The sequence below is a fragment of the Micromonospora sp. NPDC005367 genome (assembly GCF_040606825.1).
Classification (GTDB): domain Bacteria; phylum Actinomycetota; class Actinomycetes; order Mycobacteriales; family Micromonosporaceae; genus Micromonospora.
This window is the reverse complement of record NZ_JBEXFP010000040.1, coordinates 16819-37158: the sequence shown is the minus strand read 5'-3', so window position 1 is coordinate 37158 and position 20340 is coordinate 16819. Positions and strand designations below refer to the sequence as shown.

Annotated in this window: 17 protein-coding genes; 4 read left to right on the top strand and 13 right to left on the bottom strand. The window is 71.9% G+C overall.

Annotated features, from left to right (window positions below; all coding sequences use genetic code 11):
• Window positions 1–185 precede the first annotated feature (185 nt).
• The 3 genes from ABZS42_RS23995 to ABZS42_RS23985 form a co-directional block, all read right to left on the bottom strand.
• Window positions 186–1598 (bottom strand): hypothetical protein, encoded by a 1413-nt coding sequence (locus ABZS42_RS23995; protein WP_355148777.1) that lies wholly within the window; start codon window positions 1596–1598, stop codon window positions 186–188.
• A 282-nt stretch (window positions 1599–1880) separates the two neighbouring features.
• Window positions 1881–3641, bottom strand: a complete 1761-nt coding sequence (locus ABZS42_RS23990) for a thiamine pyrophosphate-binding protein (protein ID WP_355148775.1) — start codon at window positions 3639–3641, stop codon at window positions 1881–1883.
• Window positions 3634–4758 (bottom strand): Vms1/Ankzf1 family peptidyl-tRNA hydrolase, encoded by a 1125-nt coding sequence (locus ABZS42_RS23985; protein WP_355148773.1) that lies wholly within the window; start codon window positions 4756–4758, stop codon window positions 3634–3636. The genes ABZS42_RS23990 and ABZS42_RS23985 overlap by 8 nt, the downstream gene beginning before the upstream one ends.
• Before the next feature lie 143 nt (window positions 4759–4901).
• Here ABZS42_RS23985 and ABZS42_RS23980 point away from each other — a divergent pair, with 143 nt between their 5' ends.
• Complete coding sequence (locus ABZS42_RS23980; protein ID WP_355148831.1) at window positions 4902–5450, top strand: hypothetical protein; 549 nt, start codon at window positions 4902–4904, stop codon at window positions 5448–5450.
• 69 nt (window positions 5451–5519) lie between these two features.
• Window positions 5520–6380, top strand: coding sequence for an alpha/beta hydrolase (locus ABZS42_RS23975; protein WP_355148771.1), 861 nt, complete (start codon window positions 5520–5522; stop codon window positions 6378–6380).
• Between the two features lie 20 nt (window positions 6381–6400).
• Here the strand turns inward: ABZS42_RS23975 and ABZS42_RS23970 are convergent, their stop codons facing one another.
• Entirely contained in the window at window positions 6401–6742 is a 342-nt protein-coding gene (locus ABZS42_RS23970) for a DUF3817 domain-containing protein (RefSeq protein ID WP_355148769.1), read from the bottom strand.
• A gap of 184 nt (window positions 6743–6926) precedes the next feature.
• Between ABZS42_RS23970 and ABZS42_RS23965 the strand changes: the two genes are divergently transcribed.
• Entirely contained in the window at window positions 6927–8405 is a 1479-nt protein-coding gene (locus tag ABZS42_RS23965) for a glutamate--cysteine ligase (protein WP_355148829.1), read from the top strand.
• A 200-nt stretch (window positions 8406–8605) separates the two neighbouring features.
• Here the strand turns inward: ABZS42_RS23965 and ABZS42_RS23960 are convergent, their stop codons facing one another.
• From ABZS42_RS23960 to ABZS42_RS23950, 3 genes are all read right to left on the bottom strand, one after another.
• Complete coding sequence (locus ABZS42_RS23960) at window positions 8606–9553, bottom strand: ion transporter (protein WP_355148767.1); 948 nt, start codon at window positions 9551–9553, stop codon at window positions 8606–8608.
• Window positions 9554–9677: 124 nt separating this feature from the next.
• Entirely contained in the window at window positions 9678–10850 is a 1173-nt protein-coding gene (locus ABZS42_RS23955; RefSeq protein WP_355148765.1) for a zinc-dependent alcohol dehydrogenase, read from the bottom strand.
• A 28-nt stretch (window positions 10851–10878) separates the two neighbouring features.
• On the bottom strand, window positions 10879–11835 hold the full coding sequence (locus tag ABZS42_RS23950) for an SRPBCC family protein (RefSeq protein WP_355148763.1): 957 nt from the start codon (window positions 11833–11835) through the stop codon (window positions 10879–10881).
• A gap of 292 nt (window positions 11836–12127) precedes the next feature.
• Here ABZS42_RS23950 and ABZS42_RS23945 point away from each other — a divergent pair, with 292 nt between their 5' ends.
• A complete protein-coding gene (locus ABZS42_RS23945) occupies window positions 12128–12856 on the top strand; it encodes a hypothetical protein (RefSeq protein ID WP_355148761.1) in 729 nt (242 codons plus the stop codon).
• Window positions 12857–13012: 156 nt separating this feature from the next.
• Here ABZS42_RS23945 and ABZS42_RS23940 read toward each other — a convergent pair whose 3' ends face one another.
• From ABZS42_RS23940 to glgX, 6 genes are all read right to left on the bottom strand, one after another.
• Window positions 13013–14206 (bottom strand): hypothetical protein, encoded by a 1194-nt coding sequence (locus ABZS42_RS23940; RefSeq protein ID WP_355148759.1) that lies wholly within the window; start codon window positions 14204–14206, stop codon window positions 13013–13015.
• A gap of 189 nt (window positions 14207–14395) precedes the next feature.
• Window positions 14396–15406, bottom strand: coding sequence for a mechanosensitive ion channel domain-containing protein (locus ABZS42_RS23935; protein ID WP_355148757.1), 1011 nt, complete (start codon window positions 15404–15406; stop codon window positions 14396–14398).
• A 365-nt stretch (window positions 15407–15771) separates the two neighbouring features.
• Window positions 15772–17514, bottom strand: coding sequence for a malto-oligosyltrehalose trehalohydrolase (treZ, locus tag ABZS42_RS23930; RefSeq protein ID WP_355148755.1), 1743 nt, complete (start codon window positions 17512–17514; stop codon window positions 15772–15774).
• Window positions 17511–17834, bottom strand: coding sequence for a hypothetical protein (locus ABZS42_RS23925; RefSeq protein WP_355148753.1), 324 nt, complete (start codon window positions 17832–17834; stop codon window positions 17511–17513). Before ABZS42_RS23925 ends, treZ begins: the two co-directional genes overlap by 4 nt.
• On the bottom strand, window positions 17801–17995 hold the full coding sequence (locus ABZS42_RS23920) for a hypothetical protein (protein WP_355148751.1): 195 nt from the start codon (window positions 17993–17995) through the stop codon (window positions 17801–17803). The genes ABZS42_RS23925 and ABZS42_RS23920 overlap by 34 nt, the downstream gene beginning before the upstream one ends.
• A 70-nt stretch (window positions 17996–18065) precedes the next feature.
• The gene (glgX, locus tag ABZS42_RS23915) at window positions 18066–20183 is read right to left on the bottom strand and encodes a glycogen debranching protein GlgX (RefSeq protein ID WP_355148749.1); all 2118 of its coding nucleotides are present in this window, start codon (window positions 20181–20183) and stop codon (window positions 18066–18068) included.
• Between the last annotated feature and the right edge of the window lie 157 nt (window positions 20184–20340).

Below are 20340 nucleotides of genomic sequence, written 5' to 3'. Positions count from 1 at the left end.
GGACCACGCACCGGGCCGGAAGTGGGTTACGTGACTGGGACGCCAGCGGGCGACGACACCACGCTGCGCAACGTGATCAGTCCATCGCAGCCAGCGATGTTCCCGCTCCGTAGGTACTCAATCACGGGATCCCGGGTTCGCGAGGATGTTTCGCTGGGCTCGCCTCAAGAGAGCTGGGCGTGCCCTCAGGAGACGAGCAACCCCTGGTGGGTGCCGCCGTCGCGGAACACGGCCAACGCCTCCGCCACGGTCAACGCGGGCGGCACCGGCAGGTCGTACGGCTGGGCCCGCAGCACCTCGGTGGCCCGGCGGGTGGGCACGGAGGCGACGGGATAGCCCCGCGCGGAGGTACGGTCCAGCGCCCGGCGGCGGCGGCCGAAGCCGGCCACCGCGAGCCACTGCGGCAGACCGGCGAGGGCGGGAGAACGTACCCCGGGCGGTTCGGGCAGCACGTCCACGGAGCTGTACGGCTCGCTGCCGGCGAGCCACCACTCGACCCCCTCCACGCTGCGCCGCGTCGCGTTCTCGCACCAGTACGGCACCAGTCCGGCCCGCAGCACCTGCCACGGGTCGAGCAGCCGCCCGCACTCCACCACCAGCCGGTCTCCGGTCTTGCCCGCCGCCCGCAGCCAGCGGCGGTAGAGGTCCGCGACGACGGCGCTGAGCCCCTCGGGCCGGGGGAAGAGCACCCGGTGCAGGATCCGTTCGTGCCGCCCGACCCAGTCCCGGGCGCTCAGTTCGAAACCGGACTCCACGCCGTGCTCGGCGTACCCGGACGGGGAGGAGACCTGCGGCGGCTCCCAGCGGGCGGCGTCGCCACCCGCGGAGCGGAGCACCTGACGCAGGGCGTGGCTGTCCGGATGGAAGTCGACGGGGTCCAGCCCGCTGGCCGGACAACCGACCTGGAAGCTGTGCCCCTGCCCCACCTCCACCACCGGCCAGGTCCGCGCGTCGCGCAGCAGCAGCACCGGCGCGCCCGGGGCCAGCCGCTCGGCCAGGAACCGCCGGTACGCGGCGGGCAGTGTCCGCCACCGGGCCGCGAGCATGATCGTGGCCCCGGCCAACGCGCCCCGGCTCGCCGGGCAGTGCACCTGCCGCACGTGCAGGTCGTCGTTGCCGGCGAGCAGTCGCGCGACGAGCGACGCCCCGTGGTCCAACGCGGCGCCGGGGCGGTCCACCGCGCCCTGCGCCCAGTGCACGGTCATCTCGAAGCCGGCGGGCAGCCAGGGCACCCCGAGGGCGACCGCCAGGTGCACGGCGGCGCCGTGCGGCGAGCCGATGACGACACCCGGGTAGCTGCGTCGGGGGTACTGGTCGACGAACCAGCGCGCCACCCGCTCCGCGTCGACGTCGGCGACCTGCGCGGGGGTGAGCGCGACCCGTCCGGCCGCCCGGGTGACCGCCGCCCGGCGGACGGGGTCGGGGGCGCCGGGGAACCGGGACGCCGCGCCCGGATGCCCCAGGTCGGCGCAGTCCGCGCCGCGCAGTGCACGGGCCGCGGCGGCGACCAGGACACGTGCCACGCTGCCGCCCGTGACGACCCGGTCGCCGGCCAGGCCGGCGTCCGCTGCCACGAGCCCCTCGTGCACCTTGTGCACCGGCCCCACCTTGCCTCGTTCGCTCACCACGCGGCCCGGCTTCCCGTCCCGATGCGGTTCAAACGGGTCCTCCGCCACCTGCCGGGTCCAATCCGCTGATCGGGGACACTTCGCCGATACCGGCCGGTTGGCGGTGTCCTGCCCGATCCGGGCCCGACCCGAAGGCGTGCCCCGACCCTGTCCCTCCCCCATGTCGATCATGAGGTTGTCACGCTCCGCCTGAACGTTTCGAGGCGACAACTTCATGATCGACGCAGGTCGGCGGTGGATCACGGCGGCTGCCTAGACGATGTCGTCGGCGGCCACCGAGATCTGCCGGTCCACCTGCTCGCGGATCCGGCGGGCGGCGTCGCCGTCGGCGAAGAGACCCCGTAGGTCGGCCAACGCCGGCTCGGGCGGCGCGAGCGGCACCGCGGCGTCGACCACCGCCTCCACGACGCAGGGACGGTCCGCGGCCAGCGCCTCGTCCCAGGCCGCCCCGACCAGTTCCGGACGGTCCACCCGCACGCCGTGCAGCCCGAGCAGCCGGGCCCAGCCGGCGTACGGCACGTCGGGGCGGCGCTGGGCCGGGTCGGTGACCGGCTGACCACCGGTACCCATGCCGGACTGGTCACGGTTGTTCAGCACCAGCACCACCAGCCGCGGATCCCGCCAACGTGGCCAGTGGTGGGCCACGGTGACCAGCTCGGCGAGACCGTTGAGCTGCATGGCGCCGTCGCCGAGCAGCGCGATCACCGGCTGGTCCGGTGCGGCGAGCTTGGCCGCGACCGCGTACGGCAGCGCGCACCCCATCGAACCGAGGGTGCCGCACAGCTGCGCGTTCACCCCGGGCTGCAACTCCAGGTGGCGCGCGTACCAGTAGATGACCGACCCGACATCCACAGCGACCGCGCCGGTGTGCGGCAGCCGCGCGGAGAGTTCCTGGAGCACCAGTTGCGGGTTCACCGGCTCGGCCGGTGCGCTCGCGCGGTCGACCAGCTCCCGCCGCCAACGGTCCACCGAGTTCTCCACCGTGGCCCGCCACTGCGGGCTGGGCCGGTCCGGCACCCGGGCCAGCAGCGCCCGCAGCGTCTCGGCCGCGTCACCGACCAGCGGGACGTCCACCGGGTAGCGGCTGCCGACCCGGCGTCCGTCGATGTCGATCTGCACCGTCCGCACCTGCCCAGGCATCGGCAGGTAGCTGGTCCACGGGTTGTTGGTACCCACCAGCAGCAGCGTGTCGCAGCCGCCCATCAGCTCGGCGGCGGCCCGCGTGCCCACCTCGCCGAGCACGCCGGCGTGGTACGGCAGCCGCTCGTCGAGCACCGGTTTGCCGAGCAGCGAGCAGGCCACCCCGGCGCCGAGCCGGTCGGCGAGCGCGACGACCTCGTCCTCCGCGTCCCGGGCCCCCTGCCCCACCACGATGGCCACCCGCTGGCCGGCGCCGAGTAGCTGCGCGGCGGCGGCCAGGTCCACGTCGTGCGGAAGCACCCGGGCCAACGGCTCACCGGGCGTCGCGGTGATCACGCCGATGCCGTACCCCTGAAGGTCGGGTACGGCCGCCTCCTGCACCTCTCGCGGCAGGACCACGCAGACCGGGCTGCGGGTCGCCGCGGCGGTGCGGAACGCCTGGTCGAGCAGGGTCGGCACCTGGGCGGCACTGCGCGCGTAGTGGACGAACTGGTTGCACACGTCGGCGAAGAGCCGGGTCAGCCCGATCTCCTGGTGTGCGCCGCCCAGCGGTCCGGAGACATCCTCACCGACGAGCGCCACGACCGGCTTGCTGTCCAGCTTGGCGTCGTAGAGGCCGTTGAGCAGCTGCACCGCGCTCGGCCCCTGGGTGGCGAGGCAGACCCCGATACCGTCGGTGAACTTCGCATGCCCGGTCGCCATGAAGGCGGCGGCCTCCTCGTGCCGCGCCGGCACGAACTCCGGGTCGCCGCCGGCGCGGTCCAACGCCGCGACGAGCGGGGCGATGGCCTCGCCCGGGTAGCCGAAGGCGCGCGGGACCCGCCAGGCGCGCAGCCGTTCGACCACCAGATCGGCGGCGATCCGGTCAGCCATTACCCCGCCCCGGGGTGCTCGCGTCCACGTACCGCAGCACCGCGCCGACCCCGTCGGTCAGCTCCGGCGCCTCGTCGGGGCCGAGCACGGTCAGCTCGGCGTCGGTGCCGACGAGCGCCCGTACCAGGGCCGCGTCGGCGCGCACCCGCTGCGGATCGTCGACCGATATGGCGTTCAGCTGCGCCGGGTCGACGGCGATCTCGGTCGGCTCCGGGCCGATCCACAGTTCGCCGTTGGCGGACGGGTCGTCCACGATCAGCATGTTGTCGACCTGGTTGCGTTGCAGTGCGGCGACCACGGCCGCGAGGCCGGCGCCGACGTCCTCCTGGGTGCCGAACCGGTCCAGGGCCGCGGTGATCCGCTGGTCGGCCACCTCGGCGATGGTCTGCACGGTCAGGTCGTCCAGGAGGGTCTGGTCGGCGCCACCGGCCCGAGAGCCGGCATCGGTGCGGACCACCAGATCCTGCCAGCGCACCGGCATCTGCGCGGCGATCATCCCGGTGGCCCGGATGTCCCCGGCGACCACCACCACGTCCGCGCCGACCTTCTCGGCCAGCTCGACCGTCGCGGCGGTCACGTCACCGGCGTTGTGATGCCACGCCTCCATGGCCGCGCGCTGGTAGCGCGACTGCGACCAGCCACCCGGCTGCACCCGGCGCAGCTGGAAGCTCTCGCGCCCGACGACGTGCGCCCGGCGTGGCACTCCCCCGGCGCTGACCGCCATCGCGTCCGCGCCGGTACGGTCCGCCAGCACCCGCACCCAGGCCACCTGCTCGCCCCGCTGGGCGAGCAGCGGCATCACGTGCGGCAGCGGCGCGTACGAGGCGAGGTCCCGCAGTGGTGGTGCGGAGAGGAACTCGGTGAGCACCACCCGGCCGCGAGTGGCGAAGGCGGCCAGGCCGTAGTCCCCCGGCATCGGGTCGTGCCCCCGGATCACCCGGTCCAGCGCGGCGACCGTCGGCTCGTCCGCACCCTGGTCGATCAGTTGGCCCTGTAGTGCCCGCCAGCGCAGGTCGAGCGCCGGGTGGGCGTCATGCGTATCGGCCGACGCGTCCAGGTACACCGAGCACCACGGCCCGGGGCGGTCGTAGAGCGGGCGCAGGAAGGACAGCTGCATGCTCGACCCCTTTCCAGCTCGGCCCTGCGCATACCCGTGCCGCCCGGAATGTCACCTGGCCGGACATGAGTGCGTGACCAGGTTTCATTCACGCCGTTCAACCCGCCACGCCGATACCATCAGTGAACAGATCAGGACTCTCGGTGGTGGTCATGGACAGCGGACTCGATACCCGGCGGATCGCACATCCGACGCAACGGATCTTCACCGGCCGGGTGGTCCGGTTCCTGGAGGGGTACACACGGGAGATCGCCGTCGGCAAGCCGACCCTGATCGCCGTGCTGGCGGCGGCCGGCGTGGGCGCGCTGCTGATGCTGGTGGTGCGCGCCGTCCTGCCCGGCAGCGGCGGCGGGACTCGGCGGCGCTGGAAGGACCTGACCAAGGGACCCGAATATCTGGTCACCCCGGTGCGGCTGCGCGACAACACCGGCGGGCTCCACGAGGTCGAGCTGCACGGACACCTGCCGCAGAGCGCGCTGCACCCGGCCGACCACGTCCAGCTGACCCTGCGACCGCAGCGCGACCCCGACCTGCCGCCGCGGATCGAGCGGATCGTCAACCTCACCACCGGGCAGTTGCTCACCCCGCGTACCGCGACGCTCTGGACGCACCTCGGCCCACCGCTGCTGCTACAGGCCATGCTCGGGGTGCTGCTGGTGCTCGGCGTCGCCGCCTGGGCGGCGCTGACCTGACGCCGCCTCCGGTCGTCCCCGACCCGACCGCAGGTTTCCGGGCACGACCGGCCGGGCACCACGGGCGCCATGTTCCCCGGCTTCACCCTGGATCACATCGACGTCGGCCCGGTACGGCTGCGGGTGCGCCACGGCGGTTCCGGTCCACCGGTCGTCCTGCTGCACGGGCACCCACGCACCCACGCCACCTGGCACCGGGTCGCGCCCCTGCTCGCCGAGGCGTTCACAGTCATCTGCCCCGACCTGCGCGGCTACGGCGGCTCGACCACGCCGCCGGACACCCCCGACCACTCGTCGTACGCCAAGCGGGCGATGGCCGCCGACGTGGTGGCGCTGCTCGACGCGCTGGGCCACGAGCGCGCCGCGGTGATCGGCCACGACCGGGGCTGTTACGTCGCGATGCGGACCGCGCTGGACCACCCGGACCGGGTCAGCCGCCTCGGCGTGCTCGACGGCGTGCCCATCGGCGAGGCGCTGGCCCGCGCCGATGCCCGGTTCGCCGCCCGCTGGTGGCACTGGTTCTTCCTCGGCCAGCTCGACAAACCCGCCGAGCGGATCATCAACGCCGACCCGGACGCCTGGTACGGCGGCTCACCGGAGCGGATGGGCGCCCAGGCGTACGCCGACTACCGGCGCGCGATCCACGACCCCGCCACGGTGCACGCGATGTGCGAGGACTACCGGGCCGGGCTGGGGCCGGACCGGGTGGCCGACGAGGCCGACCGTGCCGCCGGACGCCGGATCGGGTGCCCGGTGCTCTTCGTGTGGAGCGAGCGGGACGACCTGGTCGAGCTGTACGGCGACCCGGCGGCGATCTGGCGGGACTGGGCCGGCGACCTGCGGATCGCCTCGGTGGACTCCGGTCACCACATGGCCGAGGATGCTCCGGAGCAGCTGGCTGAGCTGCTGGCCGAATTCCTGTCCGGGTGATCCGCCGTCCGCCGGGCGGCCTAGCGGACCGCCGCGGGCTGCGGGGGCGCCGCGGCCTCCGTCGGGCCGAGCATCCCCCGGCGGTAGGCCCAGCGCTCGTAAACGATCGTCGCGAACGGAGGCACGGCGCAGGCCAGCGCCACACCGGTGGCCAGCAGGCTCCACCGGTGGCGCCGGGCCACGAGGAGCACCAGCAGCAGGTACCCGACGAAGAGCGCGCCGTGGATCGGCCCGAAGATCTTCACGCCCAGCTCGTTGCCGGGCGGGCCGTACTTGACCGCCATCCCGATCAGCAGACCGAGCCAGGAACACGCCTCGGCGATCGCCGCACCGACGAACAGCCTGGTCACCCTGTCGCGCATCGCCACCGCCACCACCCCTCGGCCGGCCATCGTAGCCGTGCCGGGGGACGGAGCCGGACACGACCGGCCGGACGCGACGGGAATCACCCGATCGGCGCACGGGTAGAGAAGGTGCCACAGGCTCTTCCCCCTCCCGCGCCTGAATGGGAGGTTAGGAGTACCAGCGGTGACTCGGGTGGTGACCATGGGCGAATTCGTCGGCACACGCACCTTCGGTCGGGAGGATCGGACACGCTACCGGGACAAGGTCCGCCGCTGCCTGGACGTCTTCGCCGAGATGCTGCGCGAGTCCCGCTTCGACGTGGACCGCCCGATGACCGGGCTGGAGATCGAGCTCAACCTGATCGACGGCGAGTCTCAACCGGCCATGCGCAACGGCGAGGTGCTGACCGCCATCGCCGACCCGAGCTTCCAGACCGAGCTCGGCCAGTTCAACCTGGAGATCAACGTCGAGCCGCGACGGCTGACCGGCACCGGCACCGCGCAGTTCGAGGAACATGTCCGGGCGAGCCTGAACGCCGCCGAGAAGAAGGCCCGGGCGCTGGGCGCGCACCTGGTGATGATCGGCATCCTGCCGACCCTGCTTCCCCGGCACCTGAACGCCCGGACGCTGTCGGCCAACCCCCGCTACGAACTGCTCAACGAGCAGATCTTCGCCGCGCGCGGCGAAGATCTGCGGATCGCCATCAACGGCGTGGAACGGCTGGCGGTCACCGCCGACACGATCACGCCGGAGGCGGCCTGCACCAGCACCCAGTTCCACCTCCAGGTGAGCCCGGCCCAGTTCGCCGACTACTGGAACGCCGCGCAGGCCGTCGCCGGGGTGCAGGTGGCGGTGGGCGCCAACTCGCCGCTGCTGTTCGGCCGGGAGCTGTGGCGGGAGACCCGGATCCCGTTGTTCCAGCAGGCCACCGACACCCGTCCGGAGGAGATCAAGGCGCAGGGCGTACGACCGCGCGTGTGGTTCGGCGAGCGTTGGATCACCAGCGTGTTCGACCTGTTCGAGGAAGACGTCCGCTACTTCCCGGCCCTGCTGCCGGTCTGCGACCCGGAGGACCCGGCCGAGACGCTCGCGGCGGGCGGGGTGCCGAAGCTCGCCGAGCTGCGCCTGCACAACGGCACCGTCTACCGGTGGAACCGCCCGGTCTACGACGTGCTGCGGGGCCGGCCGCACCTGCGGGTGGAGAACCGGGTGCTGCCCGCCGGGCCGACCGTGGTGGACACCATCGCCAACGGCGCCTTCTACTTCGGCCTGGTCCGTGCGCTGGCCGAATCCGACCGGCCACTGTGGTCGCAGATGTCGTTCAGCGCCGCCGAGGAGAACTTCGGCAACTGCGCCCGGCACGGCATCGACGCGCAGGTCTTCTGGCCGGGCCTGGGCTACCTGCCGGTGACCGAGCTGGTGCTGCGCCGGCTCCTGCCGTTGGCCCACCACGGGCTGGACCGCTGGGGGTTGGACCCGCAGGAACGGGACCGGCTGCTCGGCATCATCGAGCAGCGCTGCCTGACCGGGCGCAACGGTGCGAGCTGGCAGGTCGGCACGCTGCACCGGCTGGAGTCCGCCGACCACCTCGACCGGCCGGCGGCGCTGCGCGAAGTCGTCCGGCACTACGTCGACCTGATGCACGGCAACCGGCCGGTGCACGAGTGGCCGCTGCCCTGAGCATGCGGCTCCGGGAAGTGCGGGCAGAGCGACTCGCCGGACGGCGGCGGCAGGGCGACCGGCCGAGCAGGGCGACCGGCCGAGCAGGGCGATCGGCCGAGCAGGGCGAGGTCCGTTCGGCCGCCGGGCGCGGCCGGACGCCGGCGCCGCAGGTCTCGTCAGCGATGCCGGGTACGGGCACCGGCGGCCGGCCGGACGGGCTAACCGTCGGAGCGCCGGCCCGCCGGACCGTACCGCGCGTGCGCGTCGTCGCGGTCGATGCGCAGTTCGCGCTCCAGTTCGACGATGACGGCACGCAGGTCGTCCAGCCGCTGGGTCAGCGCGATGCGGTCCACCTCGTCGGGCACACCGTCGCCGTCCTCGTCGTACCCGGGGGCCAACCGCTCGGTCATCTCCAGCCGGCGCGCCTCCTCCATCGAGTTGACGATGACCGCGATCAGGATGTTGAGCAGCAGGTTCACCGTGATGATCACGTAGCTGACGTAGTAGAGCAGGGTCCACGAGGACACCGTCATGCCCTGTTCCATCAGGTCGGGCAGCGTCTCCAGGGACAGCAGCACGAACAGCGTCAGCAGCGAGCGTCCGATGTCGCCGTACTGCTCCGGGTAGGTGTCACCGAAGATCAGCCAGCCGGCCATGCCGTAGACGTACAGGGTCACCATGGCCAGCGCGAGGAAACCGGCGACGCCCGGCAGGCTGCGCAGCAGTGCCGCCAGGATCGTCCGCAGGCCCGGTGAGAACCGGACCAGCCGCAGCACCCGGGCCACCCGCAGTACGCGCAGCAGCGCCGAGTCGCCGTGCAGCCCGGGGACGAAGATCGCCAGGATGACCAGGAAGTCGAAGATGTTCCAGGCATGCCGGAAGAAGTCCTGCGGGCGTCGCTCGTAGGCGAGCACCCGGATGACGATCTCGGTGACGAACGCGGCCCGGAACGCCAGCTCCAACCAGCGCAGGACGGGCCCGGCCGCGCCCAGGTGCGGGAAGGTCTCGATGCCGAGGACGACCCCGTTGGCCACGATGAGGGCGATGATCACGATCTCGAACGGCCGGGACCGGACGGCGCGGGCACACCGGTGGGAGATCCGGGAGAAGGTGGACGGGGGCGCGGCGGCGACCCGCCGCTGGCCGGGCGGGTGGATGCGACTCACCGTCGAACAGGCCCCGCCGTCGACACCTCATGATCGGGTCTGTGGGTCGCGACGGGCATGCCGACACCCTATCGAGCCGGCGAGTCGGCGGACGCTCCCGTAGCGGCGGAACCGCCGGGAACCGTCACACGGTGAGCAGCACCTTGGTGCACTCGTCCCGCTTCTTCTGGAAGGTCTTGTAGCCCTTCGGCGCGTCCTTGAGCGGCATCCGGTGGCTGACGATGAAGCTCGGGTCGAGCTCGCCGCGTTGGATGCGCTCCAGCAGCGGCCGGGTGTAGCGCTGCACATGGCACTGTCCGGTGCGCATGGTCAGCGCCCGGTTCATGAACGCGCCCATCGGGAACTTGTCGATGAATCCCCCGTACGCGCCCACCACCGAGACCACCCCGCCGCTGCGGCAGGCCAGGATCGCCTGGCGCAACGCGAACGGGCGCTCGGTCTCCGCCCGCACCGCCTGCTTGGCCCGGTCGTACGCGTAGATGGCCGCGTTGCCGTGGTGCCCCTCCAGGCCCACGGCGTCGATGCACGCGTCCGGGCCCCGTCCGGCGGTCAGCTCGTTGAGCGCGTCCAGCACGTCGGTCTCTTCGTAGTTGATCGTCTCGGCGCCGGTGTGCTCGTGGGCGAGCCGCAGCCGGTACGGGTACCGGTCGATGACGAACACCCGCTCCGCGCCGAGTAGTTGGGCGCTGGCGGCGGCGAGCAGCCCGACCGGGCCGGCGCCCCAGACGGCCACCAGGTGCCCCGGCTTGATGTCGCACATCTCGGCACCCATGTAGCCGGTCGGGAAGACGTCGGCGAGCATCACCGCCTGCTCGTCGGGCACCTCGTCAGGCACTTTCAGCGGGCCGACGTCGGCGAACGGCACCCGCGCGTACTCGGCCTGGCCGCCGGCGTAGCCCCCGAGCAGGTGGGAGTAGCCGAAGATGCCCCCCGGCGAGTGCCCCATGATCTTCTCGGCGATGCCGGCGTTGGGATTGGAGTTCTCGCAGACCGAGTAGAGGCCGCGCTGACAGGACGTGCAGTGTCCACAGGCGATCGGGAAGGGCACCACCACCCGGTCGCCCGGGCGTAGGTTCCGCACCTGCGGACCGACCTCGACGACCTCGCCCATGAATTCGTGTCCGAGGATGTCGCCCTTGCGCATCGCCGGGATGTAGCCGTGGTAGAGATGCAGGTCGGAGCCGCAGATCGCGGTCGTGGTGATCCGTACGATCGCGTCCCGGGGACTCAGGATCGTCGGGTCCGGTACGTCGATGACCTTGACCTTGTCCTTGCCCATCCAGGCGGTGGCCCTCATCCTTGCTCCTCCTCGTGCGCCGCTCGGCTCAGGGCCGGATGCCACTGGGCATCGGTTGGGCGGGACGCTGCATGATCTGCTGCCGGGCGGAGGTGCCTTCCGGGCTGCCGTCCGAGCGGACCACGTCGCCGGTCTCGAGCACCTGCTTGAACCGGCGTAGATCGTCGCGGACCTGCTGCTCCGGCTCCTCGCCGAACATCTTGGCCACGGCGCGGCCCAGTGCTCCGGCCGGCGGCGCGTAACCCAGTTGGACGCGCACCTCGGTGCCCCGCTCGCCCGGGGCGGGCACGAACCGGACCCGACCGGCGTTGGGCACCCGGGTGCCGGGCAGCGACCGCCAGGCGATCGACCGGTTCGGCTGGTCGTCGACGATCTCCGCGTCCCATTCGATGTGGCGGCCGGCGGGCCCGCGCGCCGTCCAGTGCGACCGGCGCAGGTCGATCGCGCGGATCGACTCCACGTGCGACATGAACCGGGGCAGATTCTCCACGTCCCGCCAGTACCGGTACGCCTCGGCGGGGGTGCGGTTGACGGTCACCGCCATGTCGATGCGGATCTTCCGGCCGTGGGCCCGGCGGGCGCGCGCCGTACCGAACGCGGCGAGCAGGTCGAGGGCGGTGATGCCGGCCACCACGGCCGTGGTCAGCGCGAGCCGCCGGCGCCGCTCACCACACCGGTCGACCATCGCCTGCCCGAGCAGGCCCAGGTCCATGGCGTCGCCGGCCACCCGCGTCCACGTCCAGGCGGGTAGGTGGCGCCCGGCGACGAGGCCGAGCCCGTGCCCCAGTTCGCGGGCGCCGACGGCCGGGATGACCGTACGGGCCATCGGCGAGTCGTCCACGCCGGTGAGCCGGGCGAGCCGACCGGGCACGGCCACGGCGGTGGCCCCGAGGGCGAGGCTGAGCCAGCCGAGGACACGGGGAAGCCGGGGGTCGCGGACGGGTGAGTCCAGTTCGGGCAGGAGCACTCCGTCGATACGGTTCACGTTGGTCCCTCCCGGGGCGTGGCCGCCGGCCGGCGGCGTGGCGGGTAGCACCCGCCACCGTGACGCTATGCGGTACGGCGGTCGTATGTGCCCGGTTCCGGGGAGAACGTCCGCTATCCAAGATCGCCCGGATCGCGGTCGGTTCGAACGCCTTGAAGTCATCCGCCGGCCCGGACACCCCGACTTCAAGGAAGCCCAGTCGATCAAGGTTCCGGACGCTACTCTTCGCGAAGATGTTACTGATTCATCCAGGATTCGGCGGTTTCGAGCCGTTCCAGCCGTGGAGGGCCAGATGGTACGGACACGAGCACTTCGTAGCTTGGCCTCGGCGGGCGCCATCGGCGCGCTGGCCCTCACCCTGATCGCGCCCGGTCCGGTCGACGATCCGCAGCCGTCCCGCCCGACCCCGGCCGCCGACGTCACGCCGGTCGGACCACCCGTCTTCGAGGAGCCCCGCCCCCCGCTGCTGCCGGCCGACTTCCGGGGGGAGGGCCGCTACATCGTTCGCGACCTCGGCATCGACGTGCCCTTCACCTGGCAGGGCCGAGGCGGCGACAGCCAGATGACCGCCGGCGGCCCGGAGTACCCGATCTGGTTCACGAACCTGATCTACCGCAACACGCTCTACACGCTCACCTACAAGTGGCCGGGCATCTCGCCGGACCCGCCCCGCCAGTGCGACCGGGTCGGGTTCTTCAACCGCCAGATCTTCAACGACCTGCTGAAGACCGCTCGCTTCGTGGGGCCGGAGACTCTCCAGGGGACGAAGGACCGGCGCGTCGATCACTGGCGGCTCGGCGTGGTCGGGGGTTCGACCCAGCCGGGAGAGAACCTCCGGTTCCCGATCGCGCTCGGGGACGTCTACGTCGACCAGCGGAACCCGAGCCAGTGGTGGCAGGTGCTGCAGTTCGGCTTCCAGAACCTCTTCGATCCCGCACTCGACGAGTGGTTCACGATGACCACGTTCAGCCACCAGCCGGGGCAGGTCACCCTCCCCGACCTGTGCCCGCCCCCGCTGTGAGCCACTCCTGCGTCCGGCCGGCGACGGCCGCGGCCCGGATCGCGGTATCGCCCACCGCACGGAATTGCGACCCAACCGACGACATCGCCCTGCTGGCGATCCGCGCCACTGAGGCAACGCCACGACCTGCCCTGATCACAGCGCCAACCAGCGCGGTCAGCCCGCCTCGTGGTTCCGGCCCGGCTCAGCCCTGCCTCTGCGCGGCGACCCGGACTCGCCGCTCGGTCCCGGTCCTGCCCCGCCGGAGAGGTCCGGCTCACCCTGCTCGCCGGTCAGCTCCGTATCGGGCTGATAGCGGTACGCCGCCTCCCGTACCGCCGAGTCCGACTCCAGTCCGGCGCCGAGCGCGCCGCCGACCGTCGCCAGCGAGCTGACCAGCCAGCCCAGCTGGACCTGATGGGCGACGCCGGCCGGTCGGCCGATGGATTCACCAAGCAGGTCCCCGGGGACGAGGGCGATCGCCCCGATGATGGCCAGCACGGCGAGCGCCACGTAGAGCGCGAGGACGCCGATCACCACCGTGAGCACGGTGACCACGTTGAACAGGACGACCTGCTCACGGGCGCCCGAATCGCGCGGAACCCGCTCCCAAAGGCGCGCGCCGAGCAACATGGTCAGCACCACCGCCAGGACGGAGCCACCCGCGAGCAGGCCGAGCCGGAGGTTGCCCAAGGCCGCCGACAGCTGCCAGATGTCGGCGCTCACCAGGGAGAGGACGGCGGTCGCGACGGCACCGACGAGCAGCCGGGAAAGCCGGACGGCCAGCCGCCACGGCCGGTTCGCCCGGAGCATACCGAGCAGCAGCCGCAGGTTGCCGCCGATCACCCCGGCCAGCAGACCGATGCCGGACGCCTGGTGGCTCACGTGTGCGCCGAGTTCCCGGGCCCGCCGCCCGGTGGCCAGGCGCCGGCGTCGGGGCCCGGCCCGTACCGGTTCGCCGACTGCCTCGGTATCGCCGAGCAGTGCCGCGAGGAGCCGGTCTCCGGCCTCGGCCATCCGCCGAGCCACGGCGACGGGGCCCAGCGCAGGCACGGAAAGCACCGCGACGCCATGGGTGGTGCTGGCGTGCGCGACCACGGGCCGCCGCGCGGTCTGCAATGGCAGGTCTGTCACGCAGAGGACCAGACTCCAGCCCTCGGCCAGCATCCGGCGCCGGGTCGCCTCGATGAGCTGGCTGAGGTCGGCCGGCCCTTCGACGAGCCGCGCCACCTGGAGGCGTACCGCCCAGTCGACCTCCGGGAAGCGGTTGCGGATCCGGGAGGCGAGCTCCGGGATGGCCCCGCGCGCCAGGTCGGCCGCGGCCCCGGGGGCGGCCACGACGCCCACGACGACGGACCCGCGCCCGGTCACCACACTCCCGGAGTCCGCGCGGCCGGTCGCCGGGGCGCGGCACCCCCCACCTCGGTGCAGTCCCGGTCGACGCCCATCGCAGCCTCCCGCCCTTCGGCGTAGGCCGTGTCCTGTCGACAGGGCCTGGTCCAGCTAGTGCCCGATGGGCGCCGACTCATTCATCGGCCGGCGGTGACGCCGAATCGGTGGTCAGGGCTGGTACTGGCTGCGGGTGCGGGGCAGCCACTGGGGGTGCTGGTCGCGCAGGTAGCGGACCAGTCCCTCGCGCAGGTCGCAGCGCAGGTCCCAGGCGCTGGCGCCGTCCGCGGCCGAGGCCTGCACCTGGATGACCACGGTCTGCGGGGTGGCGTCGACCATCTGGAGCACCCACTGGTCTCGATCCCACAGCGGTGAGGACTCGACCAGTCGGCGTGCCTCCCGGCGCAGGTCGTCCAGGTCGGCGGTATGGTCGACATGTAACTGGATCTTGCCGACCACCCGAAACTCGTTCCGGGTCCAGTTCTGGAACGGCTGCTCGGTGAAGTACGTGGTCGGCAGGATGAGCACCCGCTCGTCCCAGAGCCGGATCACCACGTTGGTCAGCTTCACCTCCTCCACCCGACCCCATTCGCCGTCCACCACCAGCACGTCGCCGACGTGCATCCCGTCGGCGAAGGCGACCTGGATGCCGGCGAACGCGTTGCCGAGCGCGGTTCGGGCGGAGAGGCCGATCACCGCGCCGACCACCCCGGCCGAGGTCAGAACGGAGACGCCGAAGAGGCGTACCGGCCGGAAGGTGATCAGGATCAGGCCGACCGCGACGACCGTGACAATGGCCACCGTGAGCCGCCGCACCGGACGGATCTGGGTACGGGCCCGCCGGACCCGCCGGCTCGTGACCGGATCGCTCGGCAGCCGGCTGAACGCGACCGCCTCGGCGACGTGCAATGCCTTGATCACCAGCCACGCACAGACGGTGACCAGGACCAGCAGGATGGCGTGCCGCGAATAACGCTGCCACGCGTCCGGTCCGGGCGGCAGCGCGTAGAACAGCGTTGCGGCCAGCAGGACCGCGGCCGCCGGGCGACGGCAGGCGAGCCGCAGCGGCTCCAGCAGCCAGCTATAGCGGCCACGGGCAACCCGGCGGACCAACACGCCGGAGACCAGGTCCACGACCACGGCCGCCGCCAGTGCGGCCAACACGATCAACGCGGTACGCATCAGAAGCCGTTCACCCTGATCCCGATGCCGCCTCTCCCGGGTTCGCGACCGCACTCACCGCGATCAGGGTGCCATCAGATCCGTTGGCAAGCGGCGGATATCGAGAATGTCAGACGGCCGTGGCCGGCGTCGGGCTGCTGCCGAACGAGACGGTCGGCCGCCCCCTTGAGCGTGCCGGGACCTGCGGCTCGGTGCCGCACCCCGGCGCTGCGCGCGGCCGAACGCCGGCCGGCCGGGGCAGGCGACGGGCAGCTGGCGGCGCATTTCGCGGACAGGCCAACGCCCCGCCGAGACACCGCACGACGAGCATTGGTCATTCGGTCGACTCGCACTGCTGGCTCCTGCCATGCACGCCGGCATCAACTTCAGAGCGCCACTATCGCGGCCGTCTCCGCCGGCAACTGGATCCGGTCCCGCATGACCGTGACGCCCTCGCCCGTCGCGAGGAGCACCTGCCGTGCCACGCCGGGCAGCGAGATCCCCTGCGCCCGGGCCGCCAGGTTCGCCGCCACCAGCGTGTTTCCCCGGCGCATCACCAGGAACTGATCACCGTGCTGCACGCTCACCGCGGTCAGCCGCGGGTCGGACAGGTCGGGCCGGCTCTTGCGCAGCGCGATGAGCCGCCGGCAGAAGTCCAGCATCTCCCGGTGCTCCGGCTTGTCCAGCTCGGCCCAGTCCAGCCGGGACCGGACGAACGTCTGCGGGTCCTGCGGGTCCGGCACCTCCCCCTCGGGCCACCCGTGCGAGGCGAACCCCCGCCGCCGCCCGGTCACCACCGCGGCCGCCAACTCCGGCTCCGGCTGCGAGGTGAAGAACTGCCACGGGGTGGTGGCCGCCCACTCCTCCCCCATGAACAGCATCGGCGTGAACGGCGCGGTCATCAGCAACGTCGCGCCGACCCGCAACAGGCTCGGCGACAGCGAGGCGGAGATCCGGTCACCGGTGGCCCGGTTGCCGATCTGGTCGTGGTTCTGCAGGTACGCGACGAACCGGCGCCCAGGCGTACGCTGCCGGTCGACCGGCCGGCCGTGGTGGCGCTGGCGGAAGCTGGACCAGGTGCCGGCGTGAAAGAACGCACCGGTCAGCACGTCGGTGAGCGCCTCCAGCGACCCGAAGTCGGCGTGGTACCCCTGCCGCTCACCCGTGAGCAGCGTGTGCAGCGCGTGGTGGGCGTCGTCGTTCCACTGGGCGTGCAGGCCGTACCCGCCCGCATCGCGCGGGGTGATGAGCCGTGGGTCGTTCAGATCCGACTCCGCGATCAGCGACAACGGCCGCCCCAGCTGCGTCGACAGCGCCTTCATCTCGACCGCGATCTCCTCCAGCAGGTGCACCGCGCGGGAGTCGGGCATCGCGTGCACCGCGTCCAGGCGCAGGCCGTCGATGTGGTAGTCGCGCAGCCACATCAGGACGCTGTCGATGATGCAGCGGCGGACGCCGTCGGAGTGCGGGCCGTCGAGGTTGACCATGCGTCCCCAGGGGTTGCTCTGTTCGCTGAGGTACGGCGCGAAGAGCGGCGCGTAGGCCCCGGAGTGCCCGGAGGGCCCGAAATGGTTGTAGACGACATCGAGGATCACCCCCAGTCCCTTGCCGTGGGCCGCGTCCACCAGGCGTTTCAGCCCGTCCGGACCGCCGTACGGCTGGTGCGGCGCGTACCAGCAGACGCCGTCGTAGCCCCAGTTGTGCTCACCGTTGAACGCGTTGACCGGCAGCAGCTCGATCAGGTCCACACCGAGCGCGACCAGGTGGTCGAGACGCTCGATGGCCGACTCGAAGGTGCCCTCCGGGGTGAACGTGCCGACGTGCAGCTCGTAGAGGACGCTGCCGGGCAGCTGCCGGCCGGCCCAGGAGTCGTCGGTCCAGGCGAACGCGTCGTGGGAGTAGACCCGGCTCGGGCCGTGCACACCGTCGGGCTGCCACGGTGAGCGCGGATCGGGCAGCGCGAAGTCGTCGTCGTCGAGGAGGAAGGCGTAGTCGGTGCCGGGCCCGACGTCGGGCACGCCGACCCGCCACCACCCGCCGGCCTCGGCGCGCATCTCGTGGTCGGTGCCGCCGAACAGGCGCAGCCGGACCCGGGCGGCCTCGGGCGCCCACACCGTGAACTCGGTCATGCGGCAGCCTCCACGAGATCGACGGGAGCGAGGAGGGCGACGGGATAGGTGCTCAACAGATCTTGTAGGAGCAGCTCAGACCCACTGTAGACCCGCCCGGTGAACACGTCGGTCACGTTGTGTCGGCGAAGCGACAGAAGCGTGTCGCGCCGTGCGCCGCAACCGGGCGGTCGCCGGTGAACAGGTCGGGACGGGGCGGCGCAGCCGCAGCGTGCGGCGAGCTGCACGAACTTCTGCCCCAGCGAGTCCGACCAGCCGGGCGGGGTGATGTCGGCGGCGAACGCGGTCAGCTCGGCGCGCAGCTGCGGGTCGTCGTACATCCGGTCGACCGCCGCGTGCAGCGCCCGCTCGAAGGCTCGTGGTAGCGCAGCTCACCGTCGACGATCTTCAGACCGTCGAGGGCGTCGGCCGTGTCCGCCAGCACCGGCAGCAGCAGCCGGCCGCGCTCCCAGTCGATGTCGAACCCGGGGCGTACCTGCACCCGGTAGGTGGCGCCGATCCGCGCGGTCGACGGGGTGTTCGTCTCGTCCGTTCGGGGGCGACGGACATCGTCAGACCGTCCTCTCCAGCACTACCAGGGAGCGGTCCGGCACCCGGATGGTGCCCCCCGCGCTGATCACGGTGACCCCGTCCGGGTCCGGCTCGGCGGTACTGATGACCCGCTCCCACTTCTGCCCGAACTCGCTGCCGGGCAGGGTGAAGTCCAACGGCGCGTCGTGGGCGTTGAAGCAGAGCAGGAACGAGCTGTCGTGGTGCCGCTGGCCGTACTGGCCGCGCTCGCGGATGCCCTCACCGTTGACGAAGAGCGCGACGGAGCGTCCGAAGTCGTTGCCCCAGTCGTCGCCGGTCATCTCCCGGCCGTCCAGGGTGTACCAGGCCAGGTCCGGCAACGGGGCGTCGGCCTCCCGGCCGCCGACGGTCAGACCGGTGAAGAAGCGGCGGCGGCGGAACACCTGGTGCCGGCGGCGGAACGCGACCAACGTTCGGACGAAGTCCAGCAACTGCTCGTCGGCGTTGTCCCAGTCCACCCAGGAGAGCTCGCCGTCCTGGCAGTACGCGTTGTTGTTGCCCTGCTGGGTGCGGCCCAGCTCGTCACCGTGCCCGATCATCGGCACGCCCTGGGAGAGCATCAGCGTGGCGAGGAAGTTGCGCCGCTGCCGGGCGCGTAGGGCCAGCACCGCGTCGTCGTCGGTCGGCCCCTCGACACCGCAGTTCCACGACCGGTTGTGGCTCTCCCCGTCCCGGTTCTCCTCACCGTTGGCCTCGTTGTGCTTGTCGTTGTACGACACGAGGTCGGTGAGGGTGAACCCGTCGTGGCAGGTGACGAAGTTGATGCTGTGGAACGGGCGGCGCCCGTCGTCCTGGTAGAGGTCGGCGGAGCCGGAGATCCGGGAGGCGAACTCGGCCAGGGTCGCCGGCTCACCACGCCAGAAGTCCCGCACGGTGTCCCGGTACTTGCCGTTCCACTCCGTCCACTCCGGTGGGAAGTTGCCCACCTGGTAGCCGCCGGGGCCGACGTCCCACGGCTCGGCGATCAGCTTGACCTGGCTCACCACCGGGTCCTGCTGCACCACCTCGAAGAACGTGGAGAGGCGGTCGACCTCATAGAACTCCCGGGCCAGCGTGGCGGCGAGGTCGAAGCGGAACCCGTCGACGTGCATCTCGGTGACCCAGTACCGCAACGAATCCATGATCAGTTGAAGGGAGTGGGGGCTGCGTACGTTGAGGCTGTTGCCCGTGCCGGTGTAGTCCACGAAGTACCGCCGATCCTCCTCGGACAGGCGGTAGTAGCTCGGTGTGTCGATGCCCTTGAAGCTCAGCGACGGGCCGAGGTGGTTGCCTTCCGCGGTGTGGTTGTAGACCACGTCGAGGATCACCTCGATGCCGGCGGAGTGCAGCGCCCGCACCATGCCGCGGAACTCCTGCACCTGCTGGCCGAGGTGGCCGGTCGCCGAGTAGCCGTGGTGCGGGGCGAAGAAGCCGATGGTGTTGTAGCCCCAGTAGTTGCGCAGTCCCAGGTCGGCGAGGCGGTGGTCGTGCACGAACTGGTGCACCGGCATCAGCTCGATCGCGGTCACCCCGAGCCGGGTCAGATGCTCGATCATGGGCGGTGTGGCGATGCCGGCGTACGTGCCGCGCAGTTCCTCCGGGATGTCGGGGTGGCGCATGGTCAGCCCGCGTACGTGCGCCTCGTAGATGACCGAGTGGTGGTACGGGGTGCGCGGCGGCTTGTCGTTGCCCCAGTCGAAGTAGGGGTTCACCACCACGGACCTCGGCATGAAGGGCGCCGAGTCGACCTCGGACCTCCGATCCGGGTCGGCCTGGTCGTAGTCGTAGACCGCGGGATCCCATGTGACGTCGCCGTCGATCGCCTTGGCGTACGGGTCGAGCAGCAGCTTGTGCGGGTTGCAGCGCAGCCCGTTCGCCGGGTCGTACGGGCCGTGGACGCGGTAGCCGTACCGCTGCCCGGGCTCGACGCCCGGCAGGTACGCGTGCCAGACGTACGCGTCCACCTCGCGCAGCTCGACGCGAGCCTCGGCGCCGGTGTCCCGCTCGTCGAAGAGGCAGAGTTCGATCCTCTCGGCGACCTGGGAGAAGATCGCGAAGTTGGTGCCCATCCCGTCGTACGTGGCGCCGAGGGGGTACCGCTCACCCGGCCAGACCTGCATGTCGCTCCTTCGGTTCCGATCATGAGCGAACCGCGTCATGAGCGCACCGCACGGCGGGCCGCACGATGCGTACGGCGGTAATGCCCCACGCCCGGTTCGGCCAATCCGTCCTTTCAGCCGATGGGCGAAATGCGTCCGGCTCGAACAGGCGGTCGCT

What these genes read in the sequence shown, in the direction of transcription:
- ABZS42_RS23990 (WP_355148775.1), bottom strand. Translation starts at nt 3,641, where the DNA reads ATGGCTGACCGGATCGCCGCCGATCTGGTGGTCGAACGGCTGCGCGCC.
- ABZS42_RS23985 (WP_355148773.1), bottom strand. Translation starts at nt 4,758, where the DNA reads ATGCAGCTGTCCTTCCTGCGCCCGCTCTACGACCGCCCCGGGCCGTGG.
- ABZS42_RS23975 (WP_355148771.1), top strand. Translation starts at nt 5,520, where the DNA reads ATGTTCCCCGGCTTCACCCTGGATCACATCGACGTCGGCCCGGTACGG.
- ABZS42_RS23970 (WP_355148769.1), bottom strand. Translation starts at nt 6,742, where the DNA reads ATGCGCGACAGGGTGACCAGGCTGTTCGTCGGTGCGGCGATCGCCGAG.
- ABZS42_RS23965 (WP_355148829.1), top strand. Translation starts at nt 6,927, where the DNA reads ATGGGCGAATTCGTCGGCACACGCACCTTCGGTCGGGAGGATCGGACA.
- ABZS42_RS23955 (WP_355148765.1), bottom strand. Translation starts at nt 10,850, where the DNA reads ATGAGGGCCACCGCCTGGATGGGCAAGGACAAGGTCAAGGTCATCGAC.
- ABZS42_RS23945 (WP_355148761.1), top strand. Translation starts at nt 12,128, where the DNA reads ATGGTACGGACACGAGCACTTCGTAGCTTGGCCTCGGCGGGCGCCATC.
- ABZS42_RS23935 (WP_355148757.1), bottom strand. Translation starts at nt 15,406, where the DNA reads ATGCGTACCGCGTTGATCGTGTTGGCCGCACTGGCGGCGGCCGTGGTC.
- treZ (WP_355148755.1), bottom strand. Translation starts at nt 17,514, where the DNA reads ATGACCGAGTTCACGGTGTGGGCGCCCGAGGCCGCCCGGGTCCGGCTG.
- ABZS42_RS23925 (WP_355148753.1), bottom strand. Translation starts at nt 17,834, where the DNA reads ATGTACGACGACCCGCAGCTGCGCGCCGAGCTGACCGCGTTCGCCGCC.
- glgX (WP_355148749.1), bottom strand. Translation starts at nt 20,183, where the DNA reads ATGCAGGTCTGGCCGGGTGAGCGGTACCCCCTCGGCGCCACGTACGAC.